This is a genomic window from Streptomyces sp. NPDC046925 (assembly GCF_040644915.1).
In the GTDB taxonomy this organism is placed as follows: Bacteria; Actinomycetota; Actinomycetes; order Streptomycetales; family Streptomycetaceae; genus Streptomyces.
Map to the genome: position 1 here is coordinate 35,633 of NZ_JBEYWZ010000011.1, position 25,190 is coordinate 60,822.

The 25,190-nt window shown below is 68.0% G+C and carries 27 protein-coding genes and 4 tRNA genes; 24 read left to right on the top strand and 7 right to left on the bottom strand.

The genetic code is table 11. From position 1 onward, the window contains the following. Positions 1 to 106: 106 nt before the first annotated feature. From htpX to ABZ906_RS33805, 3 genes are all read left to right on the top strand, one after another. Complete coding sequence (gene htpX / locus ABZ906_RS33795) at positions 107 to 970, top strand: zinc metalloprotease HtpX (protein WP_361182415.1); 864 nt, start codon at positions 107 to 109, stop codon at positions 968 to 970. Next, positions 967 to 1,359: a YccF domain-containing protein gene (locus ABZ906_RS33800; protein ID WP_361182413.1), complete on the top strand. Its 393-nt coding sequence runs from the start codon at positions 967 to 969 to the stop codon at positions 1,357 to 1,359. Before htpX ends, ABZ906_RS33800 begins: the two co-directional genes overlap by 4 nt. A 142-nt stretch (positions 1,360 to 1,501) precedes the next feature. After that, positions 1,502 to 1,768 carry a GlsB/YeaQ/YmgE family stress response membrane protein gene (locus tag ABZ906_RS33805; protein ID WP_361182411.1) on the top strand — a complete coding sequence of 89 codons (267 nt, stop codon included), beginning with the start codon at positions 1,502 to 1,504 and terminating at the stop codon, positions 1,766 to 1,768. 107 nt (positions 1,769 to 1,875) lie between these two features. Here the strand turns inward: ABZ906_RS33805 and ABZ906_RS33810 are convergent, their stop codons facing one another. Then, on the bottom strand, positions 1,876 to 2,364 hold the full coding sequence (locus ABZ906_RS33810; RefSeq protein WP_361389573.1) for a YajQ family cyclic di-GMP-binding protein: 489 nt from the start codon (positions 2,362 to 2,364) through the stop codon (positions 1,876 to 1,878). 203 nt (positions 2,365 to 2,567) lie between these two features. Between ABZ906_RS33810 and ABZ906_RS33815 the strand changes: the two genes are divergently transcribed. Continuing rightward, positions 2,568 to 2,649, top strand: a tRNA-Tyr gene (locus ABZ906_RS33815). Positions 2,650 to 2,717: 68 nt separating this feature from the next. After that, positions 2,718 to 2,966, top strand: a complete 249-nt coding sequence (locus ABZ906_RS33820; RefSeq protein ID WP_361389575.1) for a hypothetical protein — start codon at positions 2,718 to 2,720, stop codon at positions 2,964 to 2,966. Positions 2,967 to 2,999: 33 nt separating this feature from the next. On the opposite strand, the gene ABZ906_RS33825 is transcribed toward ABZ906_RS33820, so the two are convergent. The 3 genes from ABZ906_RS33825 to ABZ906_RS33835 form a co-directional block, all read right to left on the bottom strand. After that, entirely contained in the window at positions 3,000 to 3,389 is a 390-nt protein-coding gene (locus ABZ906_RS33825) for a nuclear transport factor 2 family protein (RefSeq protein ID WP_361389577.1), read from the bottom strand. Between the two features lie 149 nt (positions 3,390 to 3,538). After that, the gene (locus tag ABZ906_RS33830; RefSeq protein WP_361182406.1) at positions 3,539 to 4,195 is read right to left on the bottom strand and encodes an SDR family oxidoreductase; all 657 of its coding nucleotides are present in this window, start codon (positions 4,193 to 4,195) and stop codon (positions 3,539 to 3,541) included. Positions 4,196 to 4,289: 94 nt separating this feature from the next. Next, complete coding sequence (locus ABZ906_RS33835) at positions 4,290 to 5,585, bottom strand: amidohydrolase family protein (RefSeq protein WP_361182405.1); 1,296 nt, start codon at positions 5,583 to 5,585, stop codon at positions 4,290 to 4,292. Between the two features lie 448 nt (positions 5,586 to 6,033). Here ABZ906_RS33835 and ABZ906_RS33840 point away from each other — a divergent pair. From ABZ906_RS33840 to ABZ906_RS33875, 8 genes are all read left to right on the top strand, one after another. Beyond that, positions 6,034 to 6,106, top strand: a tRNA-Thr gene (locus ABZ906_RS33840). A gap of 47 nt (positions 6,107 to 6,153) precedes the next feature. Beyond that, positions 6,154 to 6,226, top strand: a tRNA-Met gene (locus ABZ906_RS33845). Positions 6,227 to 6,316: 90 nt separating this feature from the next. Continuing rightward, positions 6,317 to 6,481, top strand: coding sequence for a 50S ribosomal protein L33 (gene rpmG / locus ABZ906_RS33850; protein WP_004571794.1), 165 nt, complete (start codon positions 6,317 to 6,319; stop codon positions 6,479 to 6,481). 84 nt (positions 6,482 to 6,565) lie between these two features. Next, positions 6,566 to 7,030: a MaoC family dehydratase N-terminal domain-containing protein gene (locus tag ABZ906_RS33855; RefSeq protein WP_361182403.1), complete on the top strand. Its 465-nt coding sequence runs from the start codon at positions 6,566 to 6,568 to the stop codon at positions 7,028 to 7,030. A 4-nt stretch (positions 7,031 to 7,034) separates the two neighbouring features. Beyond that, a complete protein-coding gene (locus ABZ906_RS33860; RefSeq protein WP_361182401.1) occupies positions 7,035 to 7,463 on the top strand; it encodes a MaoC family dehydratase in 429 nt (142 codons plus the stop codon). A 219-nt stretch (positions 7,464 to 7,682) separates the two neighbouring features. Continuing rightward, a complete protein-coding gene (locus ABZ906_RS33865; RefSeq protein ID WP_361182399.1) occupies positions 7,683 to 8,240 on the top strand; it encodes a TetR/AcrR family transcriptional regulator in 558 nt (185 codons plus the stop codon). 75 nt (positions 8,241 to 8,315) lie between these two features. Next, positions 8,316 to 9,785: a DHA2 family efflux MFS transporter permease subunit gene (locus tag ABZ906_RS33870; protein ID WP_361389579.1), complete on the top strand. Its 1,470-nt coding sequence runs from the start codon at positions 8,316 to 8,318 to the stop codon at positions 9,783 to 9,785. Then, positions 9,778 to 10,917 carry a UDP-N-acetylmuramate dehydrogenase gene (locus ABZ906_RS33875; protein WP_361389581.1) on the top strand — a complete coding sequence of 380 codons (1,140 nt, stop codon included), beginning with the start codon at positions 9,778 to 9,780 and terminating at the stop codon, positions 10,915 to 10,917. The genes ABZ906_RS33870 and ABZ906_RS33875 overlap by 8 nt, the downstream gene beginning before the upstream one ends. A 30-nt stretch (positions 10,918 to 10,947) precedes the next feature. Here the strand turns inward: ABZ906_RS33875 and ABZ906_RS33880 are convergent, their stop codons facing one another. Next, positions 10,948 to 11,580: an NAD(P)-binding oxidoreductase gene (locus ABZ906_RS33880; RefSeq protein ID WP_361182395.1), complete on the bottom strand. Its 633-nt coding sequence runs from the start codon at positions 11,578 to 11,580 to the stop codon at positions 10,948 to 10,950. 87 nt (positions 11,581 to 11,667) lie between these two features. Between ABZ906_RS33880 and ABZ906_RS33885 the strand changes: the two genes are divergently transcribed. Then, on the top strand, positions 11,668 to 12,267 hold the full coding sequence (locus ABZ906_RS33885; RefSeq protein ID WP_361182393.1) for a TetR/AcrR family transcriptional regulator: 600 nt from the start codon (positions 11,668 to 11,670) through the stop codon (positions 12,265 to 12,267). On the opposite strand, the gene ABZ906_RS33890 is transcribed toward ABZ906_RS33885, so the two are convergent. Together ABZ906_RS33890 and ABZ906_RS33895 are read right to left on the bottom strand one after the other, a co-directional pair. After that, positions 12,257 to 13,309: an adenosine deaminase gene (locus ABZ906_RS33890; RefSeq protein WP_361182392.1), complete on the bottom strand. Its 1,053-nt coding sequence runs from the start codon at positions 13,307 to 13,309 to the stop codon at positions 12,257 to 12,259. The two genes, ABZ906_RS33885 and ABZ906_RS33890, sit on opposite strands and share 11 nt — an antisense overlap. Before the next feature lie 148 nt (positions 13,310 to 13,457). After that, entirely contained in the window at positions 13,458 to 14,684 is a 1,227-nt protein-coding gene (locus ABZ906_RS33895) for a pyridoxal phosphate-dependent aminotransferase (RefSeq protein WP_361389583.1), read from the bottom strand. Between the two features lie 191 nt (positions 14,685 to 14,875). Here ABZ906_RS33895 and ABZ906_RS33900 point away from each other — a divergent pair. From ABZ906_RS33900 to rpoB, 10 genes are all read left to right on the top strand, one after another. Then, positions 14,876 to 14,948 (top strand) — tRNA-Trp (locus ABZ906_RS33900). A gap of 105 nt (positions 14,949 to 15,053) precedes the next feature. Then, positions 15,054 to 15,341 (top strand): preprotein translocase subunit SecE, encoded by a 288-nt coding sequence (secE, locus tag ABZ906_RS33905; protein ID WP_190084400.1) that lies wholly within the window; start codon positions 15,054 to 15,056, stop codon positions 15,339 to 15,341. An 89-nt stretch (positions 15,342 to 15,430) separates the two neighbouring features. Continuing rightward, positions 15,431 to 16,333 carry a transcription termination/antitermination protein NusG gene (nusG, locus tag ABZ906_RS33910; RefSeq protein WP_361182388.1) on the top strand — a complete coding sequence of 301 codons (903 nt, stop codon included), beginning with the start codon at positions 15,431 to 15,433 and terminating at the stop codon, positions 16,331 to 16,333. A gap of 175 nt (positions 16,334 to 16,508) precedes the next feature. Continuing rightward, positions 16,509 to 16,943, top strand: coding sequence for a 50S ribosomal protein L11 (rplK, locus tag ABZ906_RS33915; protein ID WP_160506641.1), 435 nt, complete (start codon positions 16,509 to 16,511; stop codon positions 16,941 to 16,943). 87 nt (positions 16,944 to 17,030) lie between these two features. Continuing rightward, a complete protein-coding gene (gene rplA / locus ABZ906_RS33920; RefSeq protein ID WP_361182387.1) occupies positions 17,031 to 17,753 on the top strand; it encodes a 50S ribosomal protein L1 in 723 nt (240 codons plus the stop codon). Positions 17,754 to 17,909: 156 nt separating this feature from the next. Continuing rightward, positions 17,910 to 18,803, top strand: a complete 894-nt coding sequence (locus tag ABZ906_RS33925) for a hypothetical protein (RefSeq protein WP_361389585.1) — start codon at positions 17,910 to 17,912, stop codon at positions 18,801 to 18,803. 83 nt (positions 18,804 to 18,886) lie between these two features. Continuing rightward, on the top strand, positions 18,887 to 19,834 hold the full coding sequence (locus ABZ906_RS33930; RefSeq protein WP_361182383.1) for a DUF6612 family protein: 948 nt from the start codon (positions 18,887 to 18,889) through the stop codon (positions 19,832 to 19,834). 261 nt (positions 19,835 to 20,095) lie between these two features. Then, positions 20,096 to 20,626, top strand: a complete 531-nt coding sequence (gene rplJ, locus ABZ906_RS33935) for a 50S ribosomal protein L10 (RefSeq protein WP_361182382.1) — start codon at positions 20,096 to 20,098, stop codon at positions 20,624 to 20,626. Between the two features lie 113 nt (positions 20,627 to 20,739). Continuing rightward, positions 20,740 to 21,120, top strand: a complete 381-nt coding sequence (gene rplL, locus ABZ906_RS33940; RefSeq protein WP_361389587.1) for a 50S ribosomal protein L7/L12 — start codon at positions 20,740 to 20,742, stop codon at positions 21,118 to 21,120. Between the two features lie 560 nt (positions 21,121 to 21,680). Next, positions 21,681 to 25,166 carry a DNA-directed RNA polymerase subunit beta gene (gene rpoB, locus ABZ906_RS33945; protein ID WP_361182380.1) on the top strand — a complete coding sequence of 1,162 codons (3,486 nt, stop codon included), beginning with the start codon at positions 21,681 to 21,683 and terminating at the stop codon, positions 25,164 to 25,166. Positions 25,167 to 25,190 lie beyond the last annotated feature (24 nt).

Genomic DNA, 25,190 nt, shown 5'->3' on the forward strand with positions numbered 1-25,190 from the left:
GGAACTAGTGCTCCCCGCCTGGCGTTGACCAGTACGGGAGGGTCCACTGAAGAGTGGAAGCACCAGTAGCCAGAGGGTTCCCCCACGCACCACAGGAGGGCGCACCGTGCACCGCCGGCACAACGGGCTGAAGACCGCCGTACTCCTCGGGGGACTGTCCGCTCTCATCATCGTGATCGGCAGTTTCTTCGGCCGTACGGGCTTGATCGTCGCGCTTTTCGTGGCGCTCGGCACCAACGCGTACGCGTACTGGAACAGCGACAAGCTCGCCCTGCGCGCCATGCGCGCGCGCCCGGTGAGCGAATTCGAGGCACCCCAGCTGTATCGCATGGTCCGCGAGCTCTCCACACAGGCCCGCCAGCCCATGCCCCGCCTCTACATCTCGCCCACCGAGGCACCGAACGCGTTCGCCACGGGCCGCAACCCGCGCAACGCGGCGGTGTGCTGCACCGACGGCATCCTGCGCCTCCTGGACGAGCGCGAACTGCGAGGCGTCATCGGCCATGAGCTCAGCCATGTCTACAACCGCGACATCCTGATCTCGTCGGTCGCGGGCGCACTCGCCTCGGTGATCATGTTCCTGGTCAACTTCGCCTGGCTGATCCCCGTAGGCAGGTCGAACGACAACGACGGCCCCGGCATCTTCGGCATGCTCCTGATCATGCTCCTCGGCCCGCTGGCCGCCTCCGTCATCCAACTCGCGATCAGCCGCTCCAGGGAGTACGAGGCGGACGCGTCCGGCGCACAGCTCACAGGGGACCCACTGGCCCTCGCGAGCGCCCTGCGCAAGCTCGACGCGGGTACGAAGCAGCTCCCCTTGCCGCCCGAGCCGCGCCTCGAGACGGCAAGTCACATGATGATTGCGAACCCTTTCCGTCCGGGGCAGGGCATGTCCAAAATGTTTTCCACGCACCCGCCCATGGCGGAGCGCATTGCCCGGCTCGAGCAGATGGCAGGTCGCCACCAGTGAAGACAATTCTCAACGTCATATGGCTAGTCCTCTGCGGCTTCTGGATGTTCCTCGGCTATCTCCTGGCCGGGGTGCTCCTGTGCATCACGATCATCGGCATCCCGTTCGGCCTCGCCAGCTTCCGGATCGGCCGCTATGCCCTGTGGCCCTTCGGCTACACGACAGTTGAGCGCCGAGACGCGGGCGCGCCGTCCTGCATCGGCAACGTCCTGTGGCTGATCCTCGGAGGCTGGTGGCTCGCCATCGGCCACATCGTCACCGGCTTCCTCCTGTGCGTCACGATCATCGGCATCCCGCTCGGCATCGCCAACTTCAAGCTGATCCCGGTGTCGTTGCTGCCGCTCGGACGCGAAATCGTGCGTACGGACCAGCCGTTCGCGGCGCGCTGACCCGGCGCCCCCGCCTCTGACCCGGCGCCTCCGCCTCTAAACCGGTTGTGGCATACGCCGCACCCAACCGATCACCGCAACCGTGCCCCGCTCTCGTGACGTCCTTCAGGACAACAGCACGACAGAGGGGCAGGTTCACCGCATGGGCATCATCAGCTGGATCGTTCTAGGGCTGCTCGCCGGTGTCGTGGCCAAGGTCCTGCTGCCCGGCCGCGACCCGGGCGGATTCATCGGCACGACCGTCATCGGCATCGCGGGCGCCTTCATCGGGGGCTGGCTCTCCGCCCGCTACTTCGACCGCGAGATAGCCAACGACATCTACGACGGCGCGACCTGGGCATCCGCGATCGGCGGCTCGCTCGTCCTGCTCGTCGCCTACCGCATCCTCTTCGGCCACTCACGCCGCTGAGGCCACGCGCGCCGCTCACGGCGCCATCCGATCTGCAGCCAGCAGCAAGGGCGGGCACCCGATCCGGGTGCCCGCCCTCCGGCGTCCTGCCTGCTGTCTGCCGCCAATTACCGGTAGTTCACGAACTGCACGGCGAAGTCGAAGTCCTGCCCCTTGAGCAGCGCCTGTACGGCCTGGAGGTCGTCGCGGCTCTTCGAGCTGACCCGCAGCTCGTCGCCCTGGACCTGCGCCTTGACGCCCTTCGGGCCCTCATCGCGAATGATCTTGGCGACCTTCTTGGCGTTCTCCTGGGAGATGCCCTCCTCGATGGAGGCGAAGATCTTGTACTCCTTGCCGGACAGCTGCGGCTCACCGGCGTCCAGCGACTTCAGCGAGATGCCGCGCTTGATCAGCTTGGACTGGAAGATGTCGAGGATCGCCTTGACCCGCTCCTCGCCGTTCGCCTCCATCAGGATCTGCTCGCCGGACCAGGCGATCGAGGCGCCCGTGCCCTTGAAGTCGTAGCGCTGCGAAATCTCCTTGGCGGCCTGGTTGAGGGCGTTGTCGACCTCCTGCCGCTCGACCTTCGAGACGATGTCGAAACTGGAGTCGGCCATGTCCTGTGGCTCCTTGTATCGGGGTCTGCGTACTCGGCTGGTGCACGGCCTTCGGTCCCCGGCCGCACCCGCAAAGCCTAGCCACCGCCTCCGCACCGGGCGCTGATCAATCGGGTGGCGAAGCACCCCTGTGTATCGGGTATCGTTTACGTCGTTGCCACGGAGCGCACCGCACCAGCGGGTCGTTTCCAGGCAGCAACCCAGGCGGTGTGCCCGAGCGGCCAAAGGGAGCAGACTGTAAATCTGCCGGCTCAGCCTTCCCAGGTTCGAATCCTGGCGCCGCCACACGAAGGAGACCCTCTCCGGTCTTGCGGAAACGCGAGGCGGAGGGGGTCTTTTCGTACGCTGGGATCATGTCGTCCATGTCCTCCACGTCGTCAGCGCCCTCCACGTCATCGCGCCGCAGGAACTGTCCCGAGTGCCGTCGTGAAATTGCCGTCGTCGCGGGGCGTTTTGCGCGCCACGATCCGCCGGGCCAGCGCGGCAGCGGTGACCTCGTCTCCTGCCCCGGCTCGCGCAGGCAGGCCCTGCTGGGCGCCGCACAGCCCGCTCTGGACGGTTACACGGTCCCGGACTTCCCCGGCCAGCTCCCGCTGTTCTGAGGCGCTCTCACGGCTCTCCAGGCGGGCGGACGGTCACGGCTGGCGTACGTCCATGCGGCTCACCAGGCCGTCGGCGCGGAACGTGTAGACGTGCTCGACCGTCCGCGGCGCCCAGTGATCGCCCGTCTCGTCCCGCAGGCCCGGCCGCACGGTCGCCACGACCCGCCGTCCGTCGTCGTCGAGCCGCAGTCTCTCCAGGTGCACCAGCGGGTGCATCACTGCGAACTGCCGTGCCCAGTAGGCGCGTACCGCCGCGATGCCGCGGGCGCGGGTGTTGTCCAGGAGGTTCGGCCAGTTCACTTCGGGTGCCAGCGAGCGGGGGATGAACGCGTCGCGCTCTTCGGTACTGAAGACGGCGTACATCTGCCGCAACAGGGCTTCCTGCGCGGCGGGCACGGCGGAGGGCACAGGGGAAGCAGGCATGGCGTTCCTCCCGTAGGCGGCAGCTCATGTAGCGGCAGCTCAAGTAGGCGGCATCTCAAGCCAAGCATCGCCCCACGCGCGTGACATCCCTCAGGAGACCGACATCCAGGAGACCGACATCCCCGTACTGACGTCAGACGGGACGGACGTCAGTTGCCCGCCACCGACTTGACCGCCACCGACACCGGCGTGGAGCCGCTGACCAGTTCCAGCGTCAGGCCCGCCGTCGCCGACGAATCGACGAGCTCCGCGAGCACCGCGGCCACGTCGTCACGCGGGATCGGCCCGCGTCCCGTCGACGCCTCCAGGCGTACGAGACCGGTGCCCGCGTCGTCCGTCAGCATGCCGGGGCGCAGGATCGTCCAGTCCAGGGACTTGCGGCCGCGTACGTACGCGTCGGCCTCGCCCTTGGCCCGCAGATAGGCGTCGAAGATCTCGTCGCCCTCGTGCGCGGGGTCGGCGCCCATCGACGACACGACGACGTACCGCCGCACGCCCGCGCGCTCCGCCGCGTCGGCGAAGAGCACGGCGGCGTCACGGTCCACGGTGTTCTTGCGGTCGGCTCCGCTGCCGGGACCCGCGCCCGCCGCGAAGACGGCCGCGTCGGCGCCTTCCAGATGCCCGGCGACCTCGTCGACGGACGCCGACTCCAGGTCGCACAGCGCGGCCTCGGCGCCCGCCGCCCGCAGGTCGCCTTCCTGCCCGTCTCTGCGGATGAGCCCGACGACCTCGTCACCCCGCGCGGCGAGCAACCGCTCGAGCCGCAGCGCGATCTGACCATGACCACCAGCGATGACAATGCGCATGTCTCCGACCGTACGGCAGCTCCCGCAAGATCGCCCCGCGCACACAGGGGCACGCCGGGAAGTGCCGCCGCGCCCTCAGGACGGTTGCGCGTCCTCAGGACGGTTCCGCACCCTTCGCCCGGCCCGGCCCCGCTCCGTTCGAGCGGCCCTGCCGTGGCAGGTCGAGGGCGACGGCGGCTGCCGAGTCGCAGTACTCCCGCACCGCGCTCGTCCGTGCCACCACGCGCCCCCGGTGCACCACGATGCGGCTGTACGCGAGCGAGAGCGCCCCCGCGAGACGGTCGCCCCGCACCGCGAGCAACTCGGCGGGAAAGCCCGCCTCCACCCGCACCTGCGGAAGCCCCATGGCGGCCCGCGCCGCCGTGCTGACGGTGCCGTACGCCTCCTGGGGGCGCAGCCCGCACCGCGAGGCCAGCAGGTAGGCGGCCTCCAGCGGATCGCCGCGCCCCACGGGGTTCGACACGTCCCGCATGGCCCCGCTGCCCGCGGCGACCCGCACCCCGGCCGCCCGCAGCAGCCGTACCGGAGCCACGGCGCCCCGCCGGTCCACGCTTCCGCACCCGCCCTGCGGCAGGCACACCACCGTCACGCCGGCCGCCGCCAGCTGTTCCGCCGTCCGCGCGGCCACGTCCGACGGCAGCCGTCCGAGCCCGCCGCACGGCCCGATCGTCACCCCGGGCCGCAGCCCGCCCGCCATCGCCGCGAGCCGCCCGAGCCGCGCCGGATCACTGCCGTCCGTGTGCAGGTCGACGGGGCAGCCGTGCTCGGCGGCGACCTCGAGCACCGTCTCCACGTACCCGGTGGGGTCGGGGTCGAGGTCGGGGCAGCCGCCCACTACGGAGGCGCCCATCTTCAGCGCGTCCCGCAGCATCGCGAGGCTGTCGGCGCCGGCCGCCCCGGTCAGCAGCCGCGGCACGGCCACGGCCGTCAGGTCGACCAGGCCGCGCAGCGAACGCCGCGCCTGCAGCACCGCCTCCATCGACGTGAGCCCCGGTACGTCGCCGATCCGTACGTGTGAGCGCAGCGCCGTGGCTCCGTGCCCCAGCTGCAGCAGGGCGGCCTCGGTGGTCCTGCGCTGGACGTCGGCGAGTTCGTACGAGACCGGGCCCTCGACGTCCGCGGACAGGGCCGTGTCGCTGTGCGCGTGCGGTTCGGCCGCGGCGGGCAGCAGGAGGTAGCCGTCGAGGTCCACGCGCGCGTTGAGCGCGGTCAGGCTGCCCGCGGTGCCGACCGCTTCGATGCGCCCGGAGCCGAGCCGCACGTCCACGGTCCGGCCGTCGGTGAGCCGGGCGCCGCACAGGAGCAGCGAGGTGGCGTCGGCGTCGTCACCCGAGGAGCCGGAGGAGCCGGAAGAACCGGAGGAGTGGGGCTGCGGCTGACTGTCGGGCATCGCGCTCCTGAGGTTCGGGGGCGGCTGCGGGACGTGGCGTCGTCCGGGGCCGAGGCGTCCCGGGTGGGGGCGCCCGGGAGCACGACGTCCAAGATCACGCAGAGTGGGTCGAGCCTAGGACGACGACCGGCCCTCTTCGAGGAGGAGCGAAATAGTCGTACCGGCGTGGTGCGAGGTCCCGGGCGGTCGAGATACGAGGTCCCGGACGGTCGAGATACGGGACCCCGGGTGGGCGTGGTGCGAGACGCCCGGCGGGCAAGGTGCGAGGCCCCGGACGGGCGCGGCGCGGGCCCTGAACCGGCAGGAAGCTACCTGCCGAACCGGTGTGGCGGAAGGCGCCGAAGTGACGTGGTGAGGCCGCTGGGACGAGTGCCGAACTGCCCCCGGACAGCCCTGGCGAAACGGATTTGGGCGATCGGCGACCGACCGTGTAATGTCTTCATCGCTCGCCCCAATAGCTCAGTCGGTAGAGCGTCTCCATGGTAAGGAGAAGGTCTGCGGTTCGATTCCGCATTGGGGCTCTGATGTCGGTTGATCCTCACCTCCGGGTGGGGGGATCCGGCATCGCAGCGGTGTAGCTCAGTCGGTAGAGCAAGCGGCTCATAATCGCTGTGTCACCGGTTCAAGTCCGGTCACCGCTACTAATTGGTAGCCGATTGTGGGGTCGGACCTTCGATCGGCTACTATTTTTTTGCGTTCATCCGTCCATCCGTCCGTCAAGGAGCACTCACGTGGCTGCCACAGACGTCCGCCCGAAGATCACGCTGGCCTGCGTGGAGTGCAAGGAGCGGAACTACATCACCAAGAAGAACCGGCGTAACGACCCGGACCGTCTTGAGATGAAGAAGCACTGCCCGCGCTGCAACGCGCACACTGCGCACCGCGAAACGCGCTAGACACAGGCTCGTACACGAGGCCGTCCCCGTTTTCCGGGGGCGGCCTCGCGTCGTTCACCCATACCTGCAGGAGGTACGGAGTCCATGGCGCTCGACCAGTCCTTCGTGGGGCGGTCCTACCCGCCCACCGCTCCCTATGAGGTCGGCCGGGAGAAGATCCGTGAGTTCGCCGAGGCCGTCGGCGACACCAATCCCGCGTACACCGACGCGGAGGCCGCCAAGGCGTACGGGCACCCCGATGTGATCGCCCCGCCGACCTTTGTGTTCGCCATCTCGTTCAAGGCGGCCGGCCAGGTCGTCGAGGACCCGCAGCTGGGGCTCGACTACAGCCGCGTCGTGCACGGCGACCAGAAGTTCGCGTACACCCGCCCGGTGCGTGCGGGGGACCGGCTGACGGTCACCTCGACCATCGAGGCCATCAAGTCGCTGGCGGGCAACGACATCCTGGACATCCGCGGCGAGGTCCACGACGAGGCCGGCGAGCACGTCGTGACCGCCTGGACCAAGCTCGTATCGCGTGCGGCGGACCCCGCGGCAGAGGGAGCGTGAGTCGATGACCGCCAAGATTTCGTACGACAGCGTCGAGGTCGGCACCGAGCTGGCGCCCCAGAGCTTCCCCGTGACGCGAGCAACACTCGTGCGGTACGCGGGCGCTTCCGGTGACTTCAACCCGATCCACTGGAACGAGAAGTTCGCGGTCGAGGTCGGCCTTCCCGACGTCATCGCGCACGGCATGTTCACCATGGCCGAGGCGATCCGTGTGGTGACGGACTGGACGGGCGACCCGGCCGCCGTCGTCGAGTACGGCGTGCGCTTCACCAAGCCCGTCGTGGTCCCGAACGACGACAAGGGCGCGCTGATCGAGGTCAGCGCCAAGGTCGCCCAGAAGCTCGACGACAACCGGGTCCGGGTGGACCTGGTGGCCAAGAGCGGCGACCAGAAGGTGCTCGGCATGTCCCGCGCCGTGGTCCAGCTCGCCTGATCTTCGGTACGGCGTCAAGCGGTAGGGGCCAGTCCGGTAAGGGCCAGTGCAGTAAGGATCAGTGCAGTAAGGGGCATCCGTCATGGACGGGTGCCCCTTACCTGTCGGCCTCCCTGCCGGCCTTCCTGGCGGCCTTACCTGTCGGCCTTCCCGTCGGCCGAAATACCAGGCGGACGAAGACCCTTGACTTAGGTAGTGATTGGCCACTAACTTACTCGCATGGTCAGGATGAGCGCAGAAGAGCGACGCGAGAGCGTCATCCGCGCGGCGATGATCGAGTTCGCCCGCGGCGGCTTCAACGGCACGTCCACCGAAGTGATCGCCAAGCGGGTGGGCGTCTCGCAGCCGTATCTCTTCCGTCTCTTCCCGGGGAAGGAAGCCATCTTCCTCGCCGCTTCCAAGCGGTGCCTCGAAGAGGTCAAAGAGGTCTTCAGGAAGGCGTCCGAGGGTCTGACGGGCCAGGATGCCCTGCATGCGATGGGCCAGGCCTACCAGGGGCTCATCGCCGACGACCCGGACATGCTGCTCATGCAGATGCAGACGTACGTAGCCATCGCCTCCGCGGAGGCGTCCGGTGACCGGGAGTTCGGCGAGGCGCTGCGGGCCGGCTGGATGGAGATGTACGACACGGCCCACCTCGCGCTGGGGGCGGACGTCGACGAGACGACACAGTTTCTCGCCTACGGGATGCTGGTCAATGTCCTGGTGTCGATGGGGTTCAAGGGCGATCACCGGGTGTGGACCGGCTTCTACGAATCGGCGCAGCCCAAGAAGTGAGTCGCGTGTGTCATGGGGGGTGCGTTTTTTGCGCCCGCGAAAGTTAGTCATCAATAACTAACCACAGGGGAAGCAATGTCACAGCAGACAGCACGTCGCGGGGGAGCAGGCTGGGCCCTCGCCATCACCAGCGTCGCCGGGTTCATGGCGGCACTCGACAACCTCGTCGTCACCACGGCCCTGCCCGCCATCCGCGAGGACTTCGGGGGAGCGCTGCACGACCTCGAATGGACGGTGAGCGCCTACACCCTCACCTTCGCCGTGCTGCTGATGTTCGGCGCGGCCCTCGGTGACCGCTTCGGGCGCCGCAAGCTCTTCATCACCGGCCTCACGATCTTCACCGGAGCCTCCGCCGCCGCGGCCCTCGCACCCGGCATCGAGGCCCTGGTCGCCGCCCGCGCGGTCCAGGGTGTCGGCGCCGCGATCATGATGCCGCTGACGCTGACCCTGCTCACGGCGGCCGTTCCGGCAGCCAAGCGCGGGATGATGTACGGGATCTGGGGCGCGGTCAACGGACTCGCGGTCGCCAGTGGACCGCTCATCGGCGGCAGCCTCACCGAACATGTGTCCTGGCAGTGGATCTTCTGGCTGAACGTCCCGCTCGGCCTCGCGCTGCTGCCGCTCGCCCGGCTGCGCCTCTCCGAGTCGTACGGCACCGGAGCACCGCTCGACATCACCGGAACGCTGCTGGCCAGCGGCGGCCTCTTCGGCATCGTGTACGGGCTGATCCGCGGCAACATCGACGGCTGGACCAGCGCGACCGTCCTCACCGGCCTGATCGCGGGCGCCGCGCTGCTCGGCGGCTTCGTCCGGCACGGAATCCGCAGCAAGAACCCGATGCTGCCGATGCGGCTCTTCCGCAACCGCGCGTTCTCCGCGATCAACGCCGCGAGCCTGCTGATGTTCGTCGGAATGTTCGGCTCGATCTTCCTGCTCAGCCAGTTCCTGCAGAACGTCGTCGGCTACTCGCCCACCGAGGCGGGTCTGCGGATGCTCCCCTGGACCGGTATGCCGATGATCGTCGCGCCCATCGCGGGCTACCTCTCGGACCGGATCGGCGGCCGCCCCGTCGTCACCGCGGGCCTCGCGCTCCAGGCGATCGGCCTCGCCTGGTTCGCGGCCGTCGTCGAGCCCGACGTGTCGTACGCCGCCCAGCTGCCCGCCCTGATCATCAGCGGCGTCGGCATGGCGCTGTACTTCGCTCCCGCCGCCAACCTGGTGATGTCCAGCGTCCGCCCCTCCGAGCAGGGCATCGCGTCCGGCGCCAACAACGCCCTGCGGGAGGTCGGCGGCGCCCTCGGCATCGCGATCCTCGCCTCGGTCTTCTCCGCTCAGGGCGGATACGGGCCCGCCCAGTACTTCGTGGACGGCCTCGCGCCCGCGCTGTGGGTCGGTGCCGCCGTGGTCGGCGTGGGCGCGGTGGCGGCCGCGCTGCTTCCGGGGCGGAAGGCCGCGGGGAAGGCTGCCGCCGCCGTACCGGCCGAGGCCGCGGTCGAGGCCGCAGGCGAGGCCCCGACCGAGGCGCGCACGCCGGCCGGTGTCTGAACCGGCCGCACCCCTCGCACCCCACGGTCCGTGGCCCCGCCCGAGCGGCGGGGCCACGGACCGTACTCTTGAGCACGTGCAGGAACTCCACGATGCCCCCCTCGCCCCGCTGACCACCTTCCGGCTCGGCGGTCCCGCGGCCCGTCTGATCACCGCGACGACCGACGCCGAGGTGATCGCCGCCGTCCGCGAAGCCGACGACTCCGGGACCCCGCTGCTGATCATCGGCGGCGGCTCGAACCTCGTCATCGGAGACAAGGGCTTCGACGGCACCGCGCTGTGCATCGCCACGAAGGGCTTCGAACTCGACGGAACGAAGCTCGAACTGGCGGCCGGTGAGGTGTGGACCGACGCGGTGGCCCGCGTGGTGGAGGCCGGTCTCGCGGGCATCGAGTGCCTCGCCGGAATCCCCGGCTCCGCGGGAGCGACGCCGATCCAGAACGTGGGGGCGTACGGCCAGGAGGTCTCGTCGACCATCACCGAAGTGATCGCGTACGACAGGAAGACGCACGAGACGGTCGCCGTCACGAACGCCGAGTGTGACTTCTCGTACCGCCACAGCCGCTTCAAGGCCGAGCCCGACCGCTTCGTGGTGCTGCGCGTCCGCTTCTCCCTTGAAGACGCCCAGGGGATGAGCGCCCCCCTCAAGTACCCGGAGACGGCGCGCACCCTCGGCGTCGCGGCCGGAGACCGGGTCCCGGCCGCCGTGGCCCGCGAGACCGTCCTGAAGCTGCGCGCGGGCAAGGGCATGGTGCTCGACCCCGAGGACCACGACAGCTGGTCGGCCGGGTCGTTCTTCACCAACCCGATCCTCACGGAGGAAGAGTTCGCGGCCTTCCACGCGCGCGTGGCGGACCGCCTGGGCCCGGACACGGCACCCCCCGCCTTCCCGACCGACGACGGCCGCGTGAAGACCTCCGCGGCCTGGCTCATCGACAAGGCGGGCTTCACCAAGGGCTACGGAACGGGCCCGGCGCGCATCTCCACCAAGCACACCCTCGCCCTCACCAACCGCGGCGGCGCGACCACGGAGGACCTGCTCGCCCTCGCCCGCGAGGTCGTCGCCGGAGTGCGGGAGACCTTCGGGGTCACGCTGGTCAACGAGCCGGTGACGGTGGGCGTCAGCCTCTAGGACGGGCCCGGGGAGCAGGGCCGGTAAGGGCTAGTAGGCCACGCCCACGCCCTGCTTCACCGTCGCCAGGTCGTCGACCGCCGCCAGCATCGCGTGCGCCACATCGGCCCTGCCGATGAACCGCCCGCTGGCCGGGGTGCCCCCGACGACCGTGCGGTAGACGCCCGTCGCGGGCTTGTCCTGGAGCCTCGGCGGGCGCACGGACGTCCAGTCCGTGGAGCTGTTGGCCAACTCGGCCTCCATGGCCCGCAGATCGTCGTACACGGGCTTGAGGATCCTGCCGACCAGGGACCCCACGATCCGGTCGACCGCGGGCTCACGCTCGGCGGGCGGCCCGACCGGCGCCGCGCTCACCACCACGATCCTGCGCACTCCCTCGGCCTCCATCGCCCGCACCACCGTCTGCGTCAGCCGGGCCGCGATGCCCGCGTCCGCCTTCTTGCGCGGCCCGAGGCCCGAGAGGACCGCGTCCCGCCCGGCCACCGCCGCCCGCAAGGCCTGTGCATCGGTCAGGTCGGCCCGGACCACCTCAAGGCCCTCTCCCGTCACGCTCAGCCGTGCGGGGTCACGCACGACGGCCGTGACTCCGTGGCCCGCCGCGAGTGCCTGCCTGACGATCTCCCCGCCGATACCGCCGGTGGCACCGAACACCGTGAGCTTCATCGTGCACCCTCCCCAGGTGGGTAAGTATTCACTCACCACTAGGGTGAGTATTCACTCACCCATGCGTCAAGGTTGGTTGGACGGCACATGCAGCAGAAGCCCACCCGGGCCCGCATCCTCGATGCGGCCCACGAACTCATGCTCACCATCGGCCTCGCCCGTGCCACCACCAAGGAGATCGCCAAGGCGGCAGGATGCTCCGAAGCCGCGCTCTACAAGCACTTCGCGAGCAAGGAGGAGCTCTTCGTGGGCGTCCTCCAGGAGCGACTGCCGCGCCTCGGCCCGCTCCTGCGCCGCCTCGCCGAAGATCCGGGGGAGCGCTCCGTGGCGGACAACCTCGCCGAGATCGCCCGCCTGGCCTGCCACTTCTACGCCCAGAGCTTCCCGATCGCCGCATCCCTCTACGCCGAGACCAGGCTCAAGCGCCGCCACGAGGACTCCATGCAGGAGATGGGCACGGGCCCGCATGTGCCCATCGAGGCCCTCGACGCCTACCTCCGCACCGAACGCGACGCCGGCCGGATCGCCCCCGACGCCGACACCTTCGCCGCCGCCTCGCTCCTCCTGGGAGCCTGCGCCCAGCGTGCCTTCGCCTACGACTCCAAGGTCGGCAAGCAGCCCCCGCAGCCCGTCGACGCGTTCGCCGCCGCCCTCGCCGGCACGCTCCTCGCGGGCATCAGCCGCTGAGCCACTCCTCGATCCCCGCAAGGAGCTTCTGCTGTACGTCGACGGGGGCGGCCGAGCCGCGTACCGACTGCCGGGCGAGTTCGGCCAGGTCGCTGTCGTCGAAGGCGTGGTGCTTGCGGGCGATCTCGTACTGCGCGGCCAGCCGGGACCCGAACAGCAGCGGATCGTCGGCCCCGAGAGCCATCGGCACCCCGGCGTCGTACAAGGTGCGCAGCGGCACGTCCTCGGGCTTCTCGTAGACGCCGAGGGCCACGTTCGACGCCGGGCACACCTCGCAGGTCACGCCCCGGTCGGCGAGCCGCTTCAGGAGCCGCGGGTCCTCGGCGGCCCGCACCCCGTGCCCGATCCGGCCCGCGTGCAGGTCGTCGAGGCAGTCACGCACCGAGGAGGGGCCGCTGAGCTCACCGCCGTGCGGCGCCGCGAGCAGGCCGCCGTCCCGCGCGATCGAGAAGGCCCGGTCGAAGTCGCGTGCGAATCCCCGGCGTTCGTCGTTGGAGAGCCCGAAGCCGACGATGCCGCGATCGACGTACCGCACGGCGAGCCGGGCCAGCGTGCGGGCGTCCAGCGGGTGCTTCATGCGGTTCGCGGCGACGAGCACGCGTATCCCGAGGCCGGTGTCCCGAGAGGCGCTGTCGACGGCGTCCAGGATGATTTCCAGGGCCGGGATCAGCCCGCCGAGCCGAGGGGCGTACGACGTGGGGTCCACCTGGATCTCCAGCCACCCCGAGCCGTCCCGCAGATCCTCCTCCGCGGCCTCCCGCACCAGGCGCTGGATGTCCTCGGGCTCCCGCAGACAGGACCGCGCCATGTCGTAGAGCCGCTGGAAGCGGAACCACCCGCGCTCGTCGGTCGCCCGCAGCTGCGGAGGCTCACCGCCGGTCAGCGCCGGGGGCAGGCGTACGCCGTACTTGTCGGCGAGCTCCAGCAGGGTCGTGGGCCGCATCGACCCGGTGAAGTGCAGATGCAGATGGGCCTTCGGCAGCTCTCTTACGTCACGTACACCCGGGGGGTTCGGGGGGTGCCCCCCTGAAGAACGCAGCATTCGAAGATCTTGCCGTACGTGGATGGCCTCCGGAAGCCACTTCCCCACATCGTGCACATGCCCGAACGAAGAAACGGGCCGCCTCCCCGGAGAGGGGGAGACGGCCCGCACGCGCGCGTAGACCTACCGAAAATGGCAGGTGACCTATTTAGTCGCGTGCCTCGGCCAGCAGCTTCTGGATCCGCGAGACGCCCTCGACGAGGTCCTCGTCACCCAGGGCGTACGAAAGGCGCAGGTAACCCGGCGTCCCGAAGGCCTCGCCCGGGACGACCGCGACCTCGGCCTCCTCCAGGATCAGCGCGGCGAGCTCGACCGAGTTCTGCGGGCGCTTGCCGCGGATCTCCTTGCCGATGAGGCCCTTCACCGACGGGTACGCGTAGAAGGCGCCCTCCGGCTCGGGGCAGAGCACGCCGTCGATCTCGTTCAGCATCCGCACGATGGTCTTGCGGCGCCGGTCGAAGGCCTCGCGCATCTTCTCGACGGCGGTCAGATCGCCGGAGACGGCCGCGATGGCGGCGACCTGCGCGACGTTGGAGACGTTCGACGTGGCGTGCGACTGGAGGTTCGTCGCGGCCTTCACGACGTCCTTCGGGCCGACGATCCACCCCACGCGCCAGCCGGTCATCGCGTACGTCTTGGCCACGCCGTTGACCACGATGCACTTGTCGCGCAGCTCGGGGACGATCGCGGGGAGCGAGGTGAACTTCGCGTCTCCGTAGACGAGGTGTTCGTAGATCTCGTCGGTCATCACCCACAGGCCGTGCTCGACGGCCCAGCGGCCGATCGCCTCGGCGTCGGCCTCGCTGTAGACGGCACCCGTCGGGTTGGACGGCGACACGAAGAGGACGACCTTCGTGCGCTCCGTGCGCGCGGCCTCCAGCTGCTCCACCGACACGCGGTAGCCCGTGGTCTCGTCGGCGACGACATCGACCGGCACACCGCCCGCGAGACGGATCGACTCCGGGTACGTCGTCCAGTACGGAGCCGGGACGATGACCTCGTCGCCCGGGTCGAGGATCGCGGCGAACGCCTCGTAGATGGCCTGCTTGCCGCCGTTGGTCACCAGGATCTGCGAGGTCTCGACCTCGTACCCGGAGTCGCGCAGCGTCTTCGCGGCGATCGCGGCCTTGAGCTCGGGAAGCCCGCCGGCCGGGGTGTAGCGGTGGTACTTCGGGTTCTTGCAGGCCTCGACGGCGGCTTCGACGATGTAGTCGGGCGTCGGGAAGTCGGGCTCACCCGCGCCGAAACCGATCACCGGCCGTCCGGCGGCCTTGAGGGCCTTCGCCTTGGCGTCGACGGCGAGGGTCGCGGACTCGGAGATCGCGCCGATGCGGGCGGAGACCCGGCGCTCGGTGGGAGAAGTGGAAGCGCTCATCGCCCCATCGTTCCAGACCCGAAAGACCCCCGGCACACGGGTTTCAGATGTTCGACAAGGCCACCGGATCTGTTTCTGTTCGACGGGGCGCCGCAGAACACGTACACTCACTGCTCGTTGGCCCTCACCGGCCGCACCCTCTCCTCGCACTCTGTGCAGCCGGGCGGATGCGGTAGGTTGGGGGAAATCAAAGGGTCGTAGCTCAATTGGTAGAGCACTGGTCTCCAAAACCAGCGGTTGGGGGTTCAAGTCCCTCCGGCCCTGCTACACACTCCTCTCGGATGTGTGCGCATGTACGTACTGCATTGCACCGCCGTGCGGCTCATACCGGGCGCGGCACGGCCACGACCCGGAATCAGGTGAGGACGAGTGACGGACGCCGTGGGCTCCATCGACATGCCTGATGCCCAGGACGAGGCGCCGGAGTCCAAGAAGAAGGCCCGCAAGGGCGGCAAGCGCGGCAAGAAGGGCCCCTTCGGCCGTCTCGCGCTCTTCTACCGCCAGATCGTCGCGGAACTCCGCAAGGTCGTCTGGCCGACTCGCAGTCAGCTCACGACGTACACCACCGTGGTGATTGTCTTCGTCGTCATCATGATCGGTCTGGTGACCGTGATTGACTATGGGTTCAACCAGGCCGTCAAGTACGTCTTCGGCTGAGCCGATGGCACAGCCAAGAGCGAAGGGCGCCGTACCCGGCGCCCGTTTCGCGCGTTCCACCCCTCTGTATCCAGGAAGAAGCAGCCACCGTGTCTGACCCGAACCTGAACGACGCCGTTGAGCCGCGCGTGGACTCCGCGGAGTCCGTGGAGGACCAGCTCGACATCGTCGAGGCGGCGGACGCCGAGGACCCGGACCAGGCCGAGGCTGCTGACGCCGCCGCGGGCGCCCCCGCCGAGGAGTCGGCGCTGCACGTCGAGCCCGGCGCCGAGTCCGCGGACGCCGACGAGGACGTCGAGACCGCCGCGGAGGACGAGACCGAAGAGGCCGCCGAGTCCGCGGATTCCGCAGAGGACGAGGAAGAGGCCGAGCCGGTCGACCCGATCGTGGCCCTGCGCGACGAGCTGCGCACCCTCCCCGGCGAGTGGTACGTCATCCACACGTACGCCGGTTACGAGAACCGCGTGAAGACCAACCTCGAGCAGCGTGCCGTCTCGCTGAACGTCGAGGACTTCATCTTCCAGGCCGAGGTGCCGCAGGAAGAGGTCGCGCAGATCAAGAACGGCGAGCGCAAGACCATCCGTCAGAACAAGCTCCCCGGATACGTCCTGGTGCGCATGGACCTGACGAACGAGTCCTGGGGCGTCGTCCGCAACACCCCCGGCGTCACCGGCTTCGTGGGCAACGCCTACGACCCGTACCCGCTGACCCTGGACGAGATCGTCAAGATGCTCGCCCCGGAGGCCGAGGAGAAGGCCGCCCGTGAGGCCGCCGAGGCCGAGGGCAAGCCGGCTCCGTCCCGCAAGGTCGAGGTCCAGGTCCTGGACTTCGAGGTGGGCGACTCGGTCACCGTCACGGACGGTCCGTTCGCAACGCTGCAGGCGACGATCAACGAGATCAACGCCGACTCGAAGAAGGTCAAGGGTCTCGTCGAGATCTTCGGCCGCGAGACCCCGGTCGAGCTCAGCTTCGACCAGATCCAGAAGAACTAGCCTTAGCGGCTTCCTCTGGAACACACGCCTCCGACCAGGTCAGACCGGCTCTCAAAGCCTGTCTGACCTGCTCGGTTTTTGGCCGCGCGACTATACCCGTTATCGTGGTGCGGTATGCCTCCATCCGGATGACTGGATGGCGGCTGGAAACTCTCACTAGGACCCGGAGAGAGCAATGCCTCCCAAGAAGAAGAAGGTCACGGGGCTTATCAAGCTCCAGATCCAGGCCGGCGCAGCCAACCCGGCCCCGCCGGTCGGTCCCGCGCTGGGCCAGCACGGCGTCAACATCATGGAGTTCTGCAAGGCCTACAACGCCGCGACCGAGTCGCAGCGTGGCTGGGTCATCCCGGTGGAGATCACGGTCTACGAAGACCGCTCCTTCACCTTCGTGACCAAGACTCCGCCGGCCGCCAAGATGATCCTCAAGGCCGCGGGTGTCGAGAAGGGCTCCGGCGAGCCGCACAAGACCAAGGTCGCCAAGATCACCGAGGCGCAGGTCCGCGAGATCGCCACCACCAAGATGGAAGACCTCAACGCCAACGACCTGGACGCCGCGTCGAAGATCATCGCCGGCACCGCCCGTTCCATGGGCATCACGGTCGAGGGCTAAGAGCTTTCCCCGTCTGACCTTTCTCAGTGGTAGGGCCAAGCGCTGGTCCACACCACGACTCCACACCTGAAACCCACAGGAGCAGAAGTGAAGCGCAGCAAGACTCTCCGCGCTGCGGACGCCAAGATCGACCGGGAGAAGCTCTACGCCCCGCTCGAGGCCGTCCGTCTCGCCAAGGAGACCTCCTCGACCAAGTTCGACGGCACCGTCGAGGTCGCCTTCCGCCTGGGTGTCGACCCGCGCAAGGCCGACCAGATGGTCCGTGGCACCGTGAACCTCCCGCACGGCACCGGCAAGACCGCCCGGGTCCTGGTCTTCGCGACCGGTGACCGTGCTGCGGCCGCGGAAGCCGCTGGGGCCGACATCGTCGGCGCCGACGAGCTCATCGACGAGGTCGCCAAGGGCCGCCTGGACTTCGACGCCGTCGTCGCCACCCCGGACCTCATGGGCAAGGTCGGCCGCCTCGGCCGCGTGCTCGGTCCGCGTGGTCTGATGCCGAACCCGAAGACCGGCACCGTGACCCCCGACGTCGTGAAGGCTGTCAACGACATCAAGGGCGGCAAGATCGAGTTCCGCGTCGACAAGCACTCGAACCTGCACTTCATCATCGGCAAGGTGTCCTTCGACGACACCAAGCTGGTGGAGAACTACGCCGCGGCCCTGGAGGAGATCCTCCGTCTGAAGCCGTCGGCCGCCAAGGGTCGCTACATCAAGAAGGCCGCGCTCACCACCACGATGGGCCCCGGCATTCCGCTGGACAGCAACCGCACCCGCAACCTCCTCGTCGAGGAGGACCCGGCCGCCGTCTGAATCTGACGGCAGCCGCGTCGTGTACGCGTTTGTGATGACGGGCCCCGCAACCTTTCGAGGTGCGGGGCCCGTCCTCGTATTAGTGCGTGTTCCTCAGCGCTTTCGGGGGACTGCATTAGCGTGCGGGATTCACACGAGTGCAAGGGGTGGGATGTCATGAACAGCACGACCATGCGTCACGCGGGCCTGTCGATCGCGGTGGCCGCCGCGCTGACCGGGGTCGCGGCCTGTGGCTCCTCCGGCGGCGGGGAAGGCGAAGGGGAGGGCAAGGGCAAGGGTTCCGTCGCCCTCAGCCCCGTGGCCGCCCTGCGCACCATCGAGGACAAGACCGACGACGCCGACTCGGCCAAGATCGAGGGCAAGACGGTCATGGGCAACAAGATGTCGATGGACATGACCGGCTCCATGAAGTGGTCGGACGGCATCACCGGCAACATGACGGCGACGCTCACGGGCGGGACCCAGGCCCAGCAGATGGAGCAGATAGGGCAGTCGAAGATCGACTACCGCTATCTGAAGAACGGTTTCTACGCGAACATGGGCGACAAGTTCGCGGCGCAGGCGGGCGGCGGCAAGCACTGGATCGAGTACGACTACGCCACGCTGGCCGAGATAAGCGGCGCCGCCGGCGACGCCTTCAAGGACCAGATGCAGAACTCCACGCCGAACCAGTCGGTCAAGATGCTCCTTGCCTCGGGTGACGTGAAGCGCGTGGGCGAGGAGACCGTACGCGGCACGAAGACGACCCATTACTCGGGGACCGTCGACGCCGCGGACTTCACCGGCAAGAACTCGGATCTCGACGCCGGGCAGATGGAAGAGCTGCGCAAGCAGTTCAAGCAGGTGGGCCTGAGCAAGCAGACGATCGACATCTGGGTCGACGGCGACGATCTGCTGGTCAAGAAGGCCGAGAAGGGCGAGATGGCTGACGGGGAGTTCTCCCAGACCGCCTACTACAGCGACTACGGCACGCCCGTTTCCGTGGAGAAGCCCGCGGCCTCGGACACCATGAGCTTCAAGGACCTCATGAATCAGCAGCCGCAGGCCTGACCTCGGCCGTCAGGTATTCTCGCCAAACCGAATTGCGTCGATCATGTGTTCTTGGTCGATCTTTTGTTCCTAGGGGTGGGGTCATGACTGTGAAGAGAGCTGCGGGCGCCGTGCTCGCCACCGCGATGCTGTGTACCGGTGCCGTGGCCTGCGGAGGCGACGACAAGAAGACCGAGGGGGCGGACTCGGGGGAGACGCAGTCCCGGTCGAAGGTGACCGAGGTCATCACGGCGGCGTACGAGAAGACCTCGAAGGCCAAGTCGGCCAAGGTCGAGATGACGATGACGGCACCGGCGTCGATGGGCGGTGGCGCCGGTGAGATGAAGATGTCCGGCGTCATGGGCTGGGACCCGACCGTCATGGATATGACGATGTCCGGTTCGGCGCTCACGGAGGGTGACCCCGAGGCGCCGGAGAAGGTCCGGATGCTGTGGCTGGACAACGTCATGTACATGGACATGGGGGCCGCGGCCGCCAAGGACATGGACGGCAAGCAGTGGATGAAGATGGACCTGAACTCCATCGCCGAGCAGGCCGGTGACGAGAAGCTCGCCAAGCAGATGACCGGCGGCCTGGAGAGCATGAACCAGGACCCGGCGCAGCAGCTCGCCATGCTCCTGGACTCGCCGAACCTGAAGCACGTCGGCTCCGCGAAGGTCGACGGCGTGCAGGCCCAGCGTTACAAGGGCCGGCTCACCGTCAAGGAAATGATGGAGTCCAACAAGGGCCTCGACGAGGTGCTCGGCAAGAGCGAGCGCGAAGAGCTGCTCAAGGGCATCGAGAAGTCGGGCATCAAGGGTTACGACACCGAGGTCTGGGTCAACGAGGACGACTACCCGGTCCGTATGGACATCGACATCAAGTCCCCCGAGGGCACGATGAAGACGTCCCAGACGTTCTCCGACTACGGCTCCGAGGCCAAGGTGAGCGCTCCTCCGGCCGGGAAGACCTTCGACCTGATGGAGATGTTCAAGGAGCTCGGCAAGGGCGGCTCGGGCGGCCTGGGAGACGACACCGACAGCGGCATCTGAGCCGATTTGCTTGACGCGAACTCGTTCGCGTACTCTTCCACAGAAGCCAAAGACCGCTGGTCGTTGCCGTGCACTCGTAAGGGAGTGCGGTGGCCGAAGGATCCGCTGAAACTGCGGACGACCCGCGCAGGTGACTGTGGAAGTGCTCCCGGACGGAATTCCGTCGGGTCGAGCTCACGCCCCGTGCGCCTGCGCCGGGGCGTTTTGTTTTGTCAGCCCCTTCTGAGCGGTCCTCATCACCCGGAAGGAGGCCGACGCTCTATGCCGACGCCCGACAAGGCTGCCGCGGTAGCCGAGCTCACGGACAAGTTCCGCAGCTCGAACGCCGCCGTGCTGACCGAGTACCGGGGTCTCACCGTGGCGCAGCTCAAGCAGCTGCGCCGCTCCCTCGGTGAGAACTCCGAGTACGCCGTGGTGAAGAACACGCTGACCAAGATCGCGGCCAACGAGGCCGGGATCAACACGCTGGACGACCTGTTCTCGGGTCCGACGGCGGTTGCCTTCGTCACCGGTGACCCGGTGGAGTCGGCGAAGGGTCTTCGTGACTTCGCCAAGGACAACCCGAACCTCATCATCAAGGGCGGTGTCCTTGACGGTAAGGCGCTGTCCGCCGATGAGTTCAAGAAGCTCGCGGACCTCGAGTCCCGCGAGGTTCTGCTCGCCAAGCTGGCCGGCGCGCTGAAGGGCAAGCAGACGCAGACTGCGCAGCTCTTCCAGGCTCTGCCGTCGAAGTTCGTCCGCACCGCGGAAGCGCTTCGTGCCAAGAAGGCCGAGCAGGGCGGTGCCGAGTAATTCGGCTCGCGCATTGATCGCCGCCCGCTAGGGCGACGGTCGCAGCGGGCCGCACGTACGCCCGCCTTCATATACACCCGGCACCAGCCGAATTAGTGGAAGGATCGCCCATCATGGCGAAGCTCAGCCAGGAAGACCTGCTTGCCCAGTTCGAGGAGCTCACCCTCATCGAGCTCTCCGAGTTCGTGAAGGCCTTCGAGGAGAAGTTCGACGTCACCGCCGCCGCGGCCGTCGCCGCCGCCCCGGCCGGCCCGGGCGCCCCGGTCGAGGCCGCCGAGGAGCAGGACGAGTTCGACGTCATCCTCACCGGCGCCGGCGAGAAGAAGATCCAGGTCATCAAGGTCGTGCGCGAGCTCACCTCCCTGGGTCTCAAGGAGGCCAAGGACCTCGTCGACGGCACCCCGAAGCCGGTCCTCGAGAAGGTCGCCAAGGAGGCCGCCGACAAGGCTGCCGAGTCCCTCAAGGCTGCCGGCGCCTCGGTCGAGGTCAAGTAACCTCGCGAGTCTTCCGACTCCTTTCAGGCGCTGCTCAGGCAGCGCCTCGTCAAGGGCGATCACCCATCTGGGTGGTCGCCCTTCGGCGTTCTCCGGCGCACCCTTACGGCTGCCTTGCGCTGTCGGTCCCGACGAGTATGGTGATCTTCGTTGTGCCTTGGGACGGCCGTGACGGTGACGATCCGAGAGCCAAGTCGGGGCAGGGGGGCCTTGACGAACCGCACGCAGCGCGCAATTCTCAGGACGCGTCGTCACAACGATCCGCATCCGAGGCATGGATCGGCGGCGAAGAGGGCAGTATCGATGTGCATCGAGGGCGTGGCTTGCAGCAGGGGTTGAGAACAACGAGGGTCTCCCAGAACCCGCACTGGACATCAGTGGGCCAACTGGCTACACTGACCCTTTGCGCTGCCTGTTAGCTGCCTCCTGCCCGTCACCAGGGGCATGCCCATGCTTGAGCACCGTGGACCGAATCCTCCCTGACCAGGGAATTCTGTCTCTGTGCCCAGCCTGGGACCGGTACGCGCGTAGTGAGTCCGAGCCCTCGGAAGGACCCCCTCTTGGCCGCCTCGCGCACTGCCTCGACCGCGAATACGAACAACGGCGCAAGCACCGCCCCGCTGCGCATCTCCTTTGCAAAGATCAAGGAGCCCCTCGAGGTTCCGAACCTTCTTGCGCTGCAGACCGAGAGCTTTGACTGGCTGCTCGGCAATGAAGCGTGGAAGGCTCGTGTCGAGGCGGCTCTGGACAGCGGACAGGACGTCCCCACCAAGTCCGGTCTGGAGGAGATCTTCGAGGAGATCTCCCCGATCGAGGACTTCTCTGGGTCGATGTCGCTGACATTCCGCGACCACCGTTTTGAGCCTCCGAAGAACTCCATCGACGAGTGCAAGGAGCGCGACTTCACGTTCGCCGCCCCGCTCTTCGTCACCGCCGAGTTCACCAACAACGAGACCGGCGAGATCAAGTCCCAGACGGTCTTCATGGGCGACTTCCCGCTCATGACGAACAAGGGCACCTTCGTCATCAACGGCACCGAGCGTGTCGTCGTGTCGCAGCTGGTCCGTTCGCCGGGTGTTTACTTCGATTCCTCCATCGACAAGACGTCCGACAAGGACATCTTCTCCGCCAAGATCATCCCGTCCCGGGGTGCCTGGCTGGAGATGGAGATCGACAAGCGCGACATGGTCGGTGTCCGCATCGACCGCAAGCGCAAGCAGTCGGTCACCGTTCTGCTCAAGGCTCTCGGTTGGACGACCGAGCAGATCCTCGAGGAGTTCGGCGAGTACGAGTCCATGCGCGCCACCCTGGAGAAGGACCACACCCAGGGCCAGGACGACGCGCTGCTCGACATCTACCGCAAGCTCCGTCCGGGCGAGCCGCCGACCCGTGAGGCCGCTCAGACCCTGCTTGAGAACCTCTACTTCAACCCCAAGCGCTACGACCTCGCGAAGGTCGGCCGCTACAAGGTCAACAAGAAGCTGGGTGCGGACGCTCCGCTCGACGCGGGCATCCTCACGGTCGAGGACATCATCGCCTCGATCAAGTACCTGGTGAAGCTGCACGCCGGTGAGGTCGAGACCGTTGGCGACAGCGGCACGTCGATCGTCGTCGAGACCGACGACATCGACCACTTCGGCAACCGTCGTCTGCGCAACGTCGGCGAGCTCATCCAGAACCAGGTCCGTACGGGTCTGGCTCGTATGGAGCGCGTCGTCCGCGAGCGCATGACGACCCAGGACGTCGAGGCGATCACGCCGCAGACCCTGATCAACATCCGCCCCGTGGTGGCGTCGATCAAGGAATTCTTCGGCACCTCGCAGCTGTCGCAGTTCATGGACCAGAACAACCCGCTGTCGGGTCTCACCCACAAGCGCCGTCTGTCGGCTCTTGGTCCGGGTGGTCTCTCCCGTGAGCGGGCCGGCTTCGAGGTCCGTGACGTGCACCCGTCCCACTACGGCCGTATGTGCCCGATTGAGACGCCTGAAGGTCCCAACATTGGTCTGATCGGTTCGCTGGCCTCCTACGGCCGCGTGAACGCGTTCGGCTTCGTCGAGACGCCGTACCGCAAGGTCGTCGAAGGTGTCGTCACCGACGACGTCGACTACCTCACGGCCGACGAAGAAGACCGCTTCGTGATCGCGCAGGCCAACGCCGTGCTCGGCGAGGACATGCGCTTCACCGAGTCGCGCGTCCTGGTCCGCCGTCGTGGCGGCGAGATCGACTACATCCCCGGCGACGACGTCGACTACATGGACGTCTCGCCGCGCCAGATGGTGTCGGTCGCGACCGCGATGATCCCGTTCCTCGAGCACGACGACGCCAACCGTGCCCTCATGGGCGCGAACATGATGCGTCAGGCCGTGCCGCTGATCACCGCCGAGGCTCCCCTCGTCGGCACCGGCATGGAGTACCGCTGCGCGGTCGACGCCGGTGACGTGATCAAGGCCGAGAAGGCGGGTGTGGTCCAGGAGGTCTCCGCGGACTACGTCACGGTCACGAACGACGACGGCACGTACACCACGTACCGCATCGCCAAGTTCTCCCGGTCGAACCAGGGCACCTCCGTCAACCAGAAGGTTGTCGTCGACGAGGGCGCCCGCGTGATCGAGGGCCAGGTCCTGGCCGACGGTCCCGCGACCGAAGAGGGCGAGATGGCCCTCGGCAAGAACCTGCTCGTGGCGTTCATGCCCTGGGAAGGTCACAACTACGAGGACGCGATCATCCTGTCGCAGCGCCTCGTACAGGACGACGTCCTCTCCTCGATCCACATCGAGGAGCACGAGGTCGACGCCCGTGACACCAAGCTCGGCCCGGAGGAGATCACCCGGGACATCCCGAACGTCTCCGAAGAGGTCCTCGCCGACCTCGACGAGCGCGGCATCATCCGTATCGGTGCCGAGGTCGTCGCCGGCGACATCCTCGTCGGCAAGGTCACGCCCAAGGGTGAGACCGAGCTGACGCCGGAGGAGCGCCTGCTCCGCGCGATCTTCGGTGAGAAGGCGCGCGAGGTGCGCGACACCTCGCTGAAGGTGCCGCACGGCGAGATCGGCAAGGTCATCGGCGTCCGCGTCTTCGACCGTGAAGAGGGCGACGAGCTGCCGCCGGGCGTGAACCAGCTGGTTCGTGTCTACGTGGCGCAGAAGCGCAAGATCACGGACGGCGACAAGCTCGCTGGCCGGCACGGCAACAAGGGTGTCATCTCCAAGATCCTTCCGATCGAGGACATGCCCTTCCTTGAGGACGGCACGCCGGTCGACATCATCCTCAACCCGCTGGGTGTCCCGTCCCGAATGAACCCGGGTCAGGTCCTGGAGATCCACCTCGGCTGGCTCGCCAGCCAGGGCTGGGACGTCTCCGGTCTCAGCGAGGAGTGGGCGCAGAGCCTGCAGCGCATCGGCGCCGACCAGGTGGCCCCGCGGACGAACGTCGCGACTCCGGTCTTCGACGGCGCCCGCGAGGACGAGCTGGCCGGTCTCCTCGAGCACACCGTCCCGAACCGCGACGGCGACCGCATGGTCCTCCCGTCCGGCAAGGCGCGGCTGTTCGACGGTCGCTCGGGCGAGCCGTTCCCGGACCCGATCTCGATCGGGTACATGTACATCCTCAAGCTGCACCACCTGGTCGACGACAAGCTGCACGCTCGCTCGACCGGTCCGTACTCCATGATCACCCAGCAGCCGCTGGGTGGTAAGGCTCAGTTCGGTGGTCAGCGCTTCGGTGAGATGGAGGTGTGGGCGCTGGAGGCATACGGCGCCGCATACGCCCTCCAGGAGCTGCTGACGATCAAGTCCGACGACGTGACCGGCCGCGTGAAGGTCTACGAGGCCATCGTCAAGGGCGAGAACATCCCCGAGCCGGGCATTCCCGAGTCCTTCAAGGTGCTCATCAAGGAAATGCAGTCGCTCTGCCTCAACGTGGAGGTGCTGTCCTCGGACGGCATGTCCATCGAGATGCGCGACACCGACGAGGACGTCTTCCGCGCGGCGGAGGAGCTCGGTATCGACCTGTCCCGGCGCGAGCCGAGCAGCGTCGAAGAGGTCTGACGGGTTGGCCGGCCGGATCTCGTA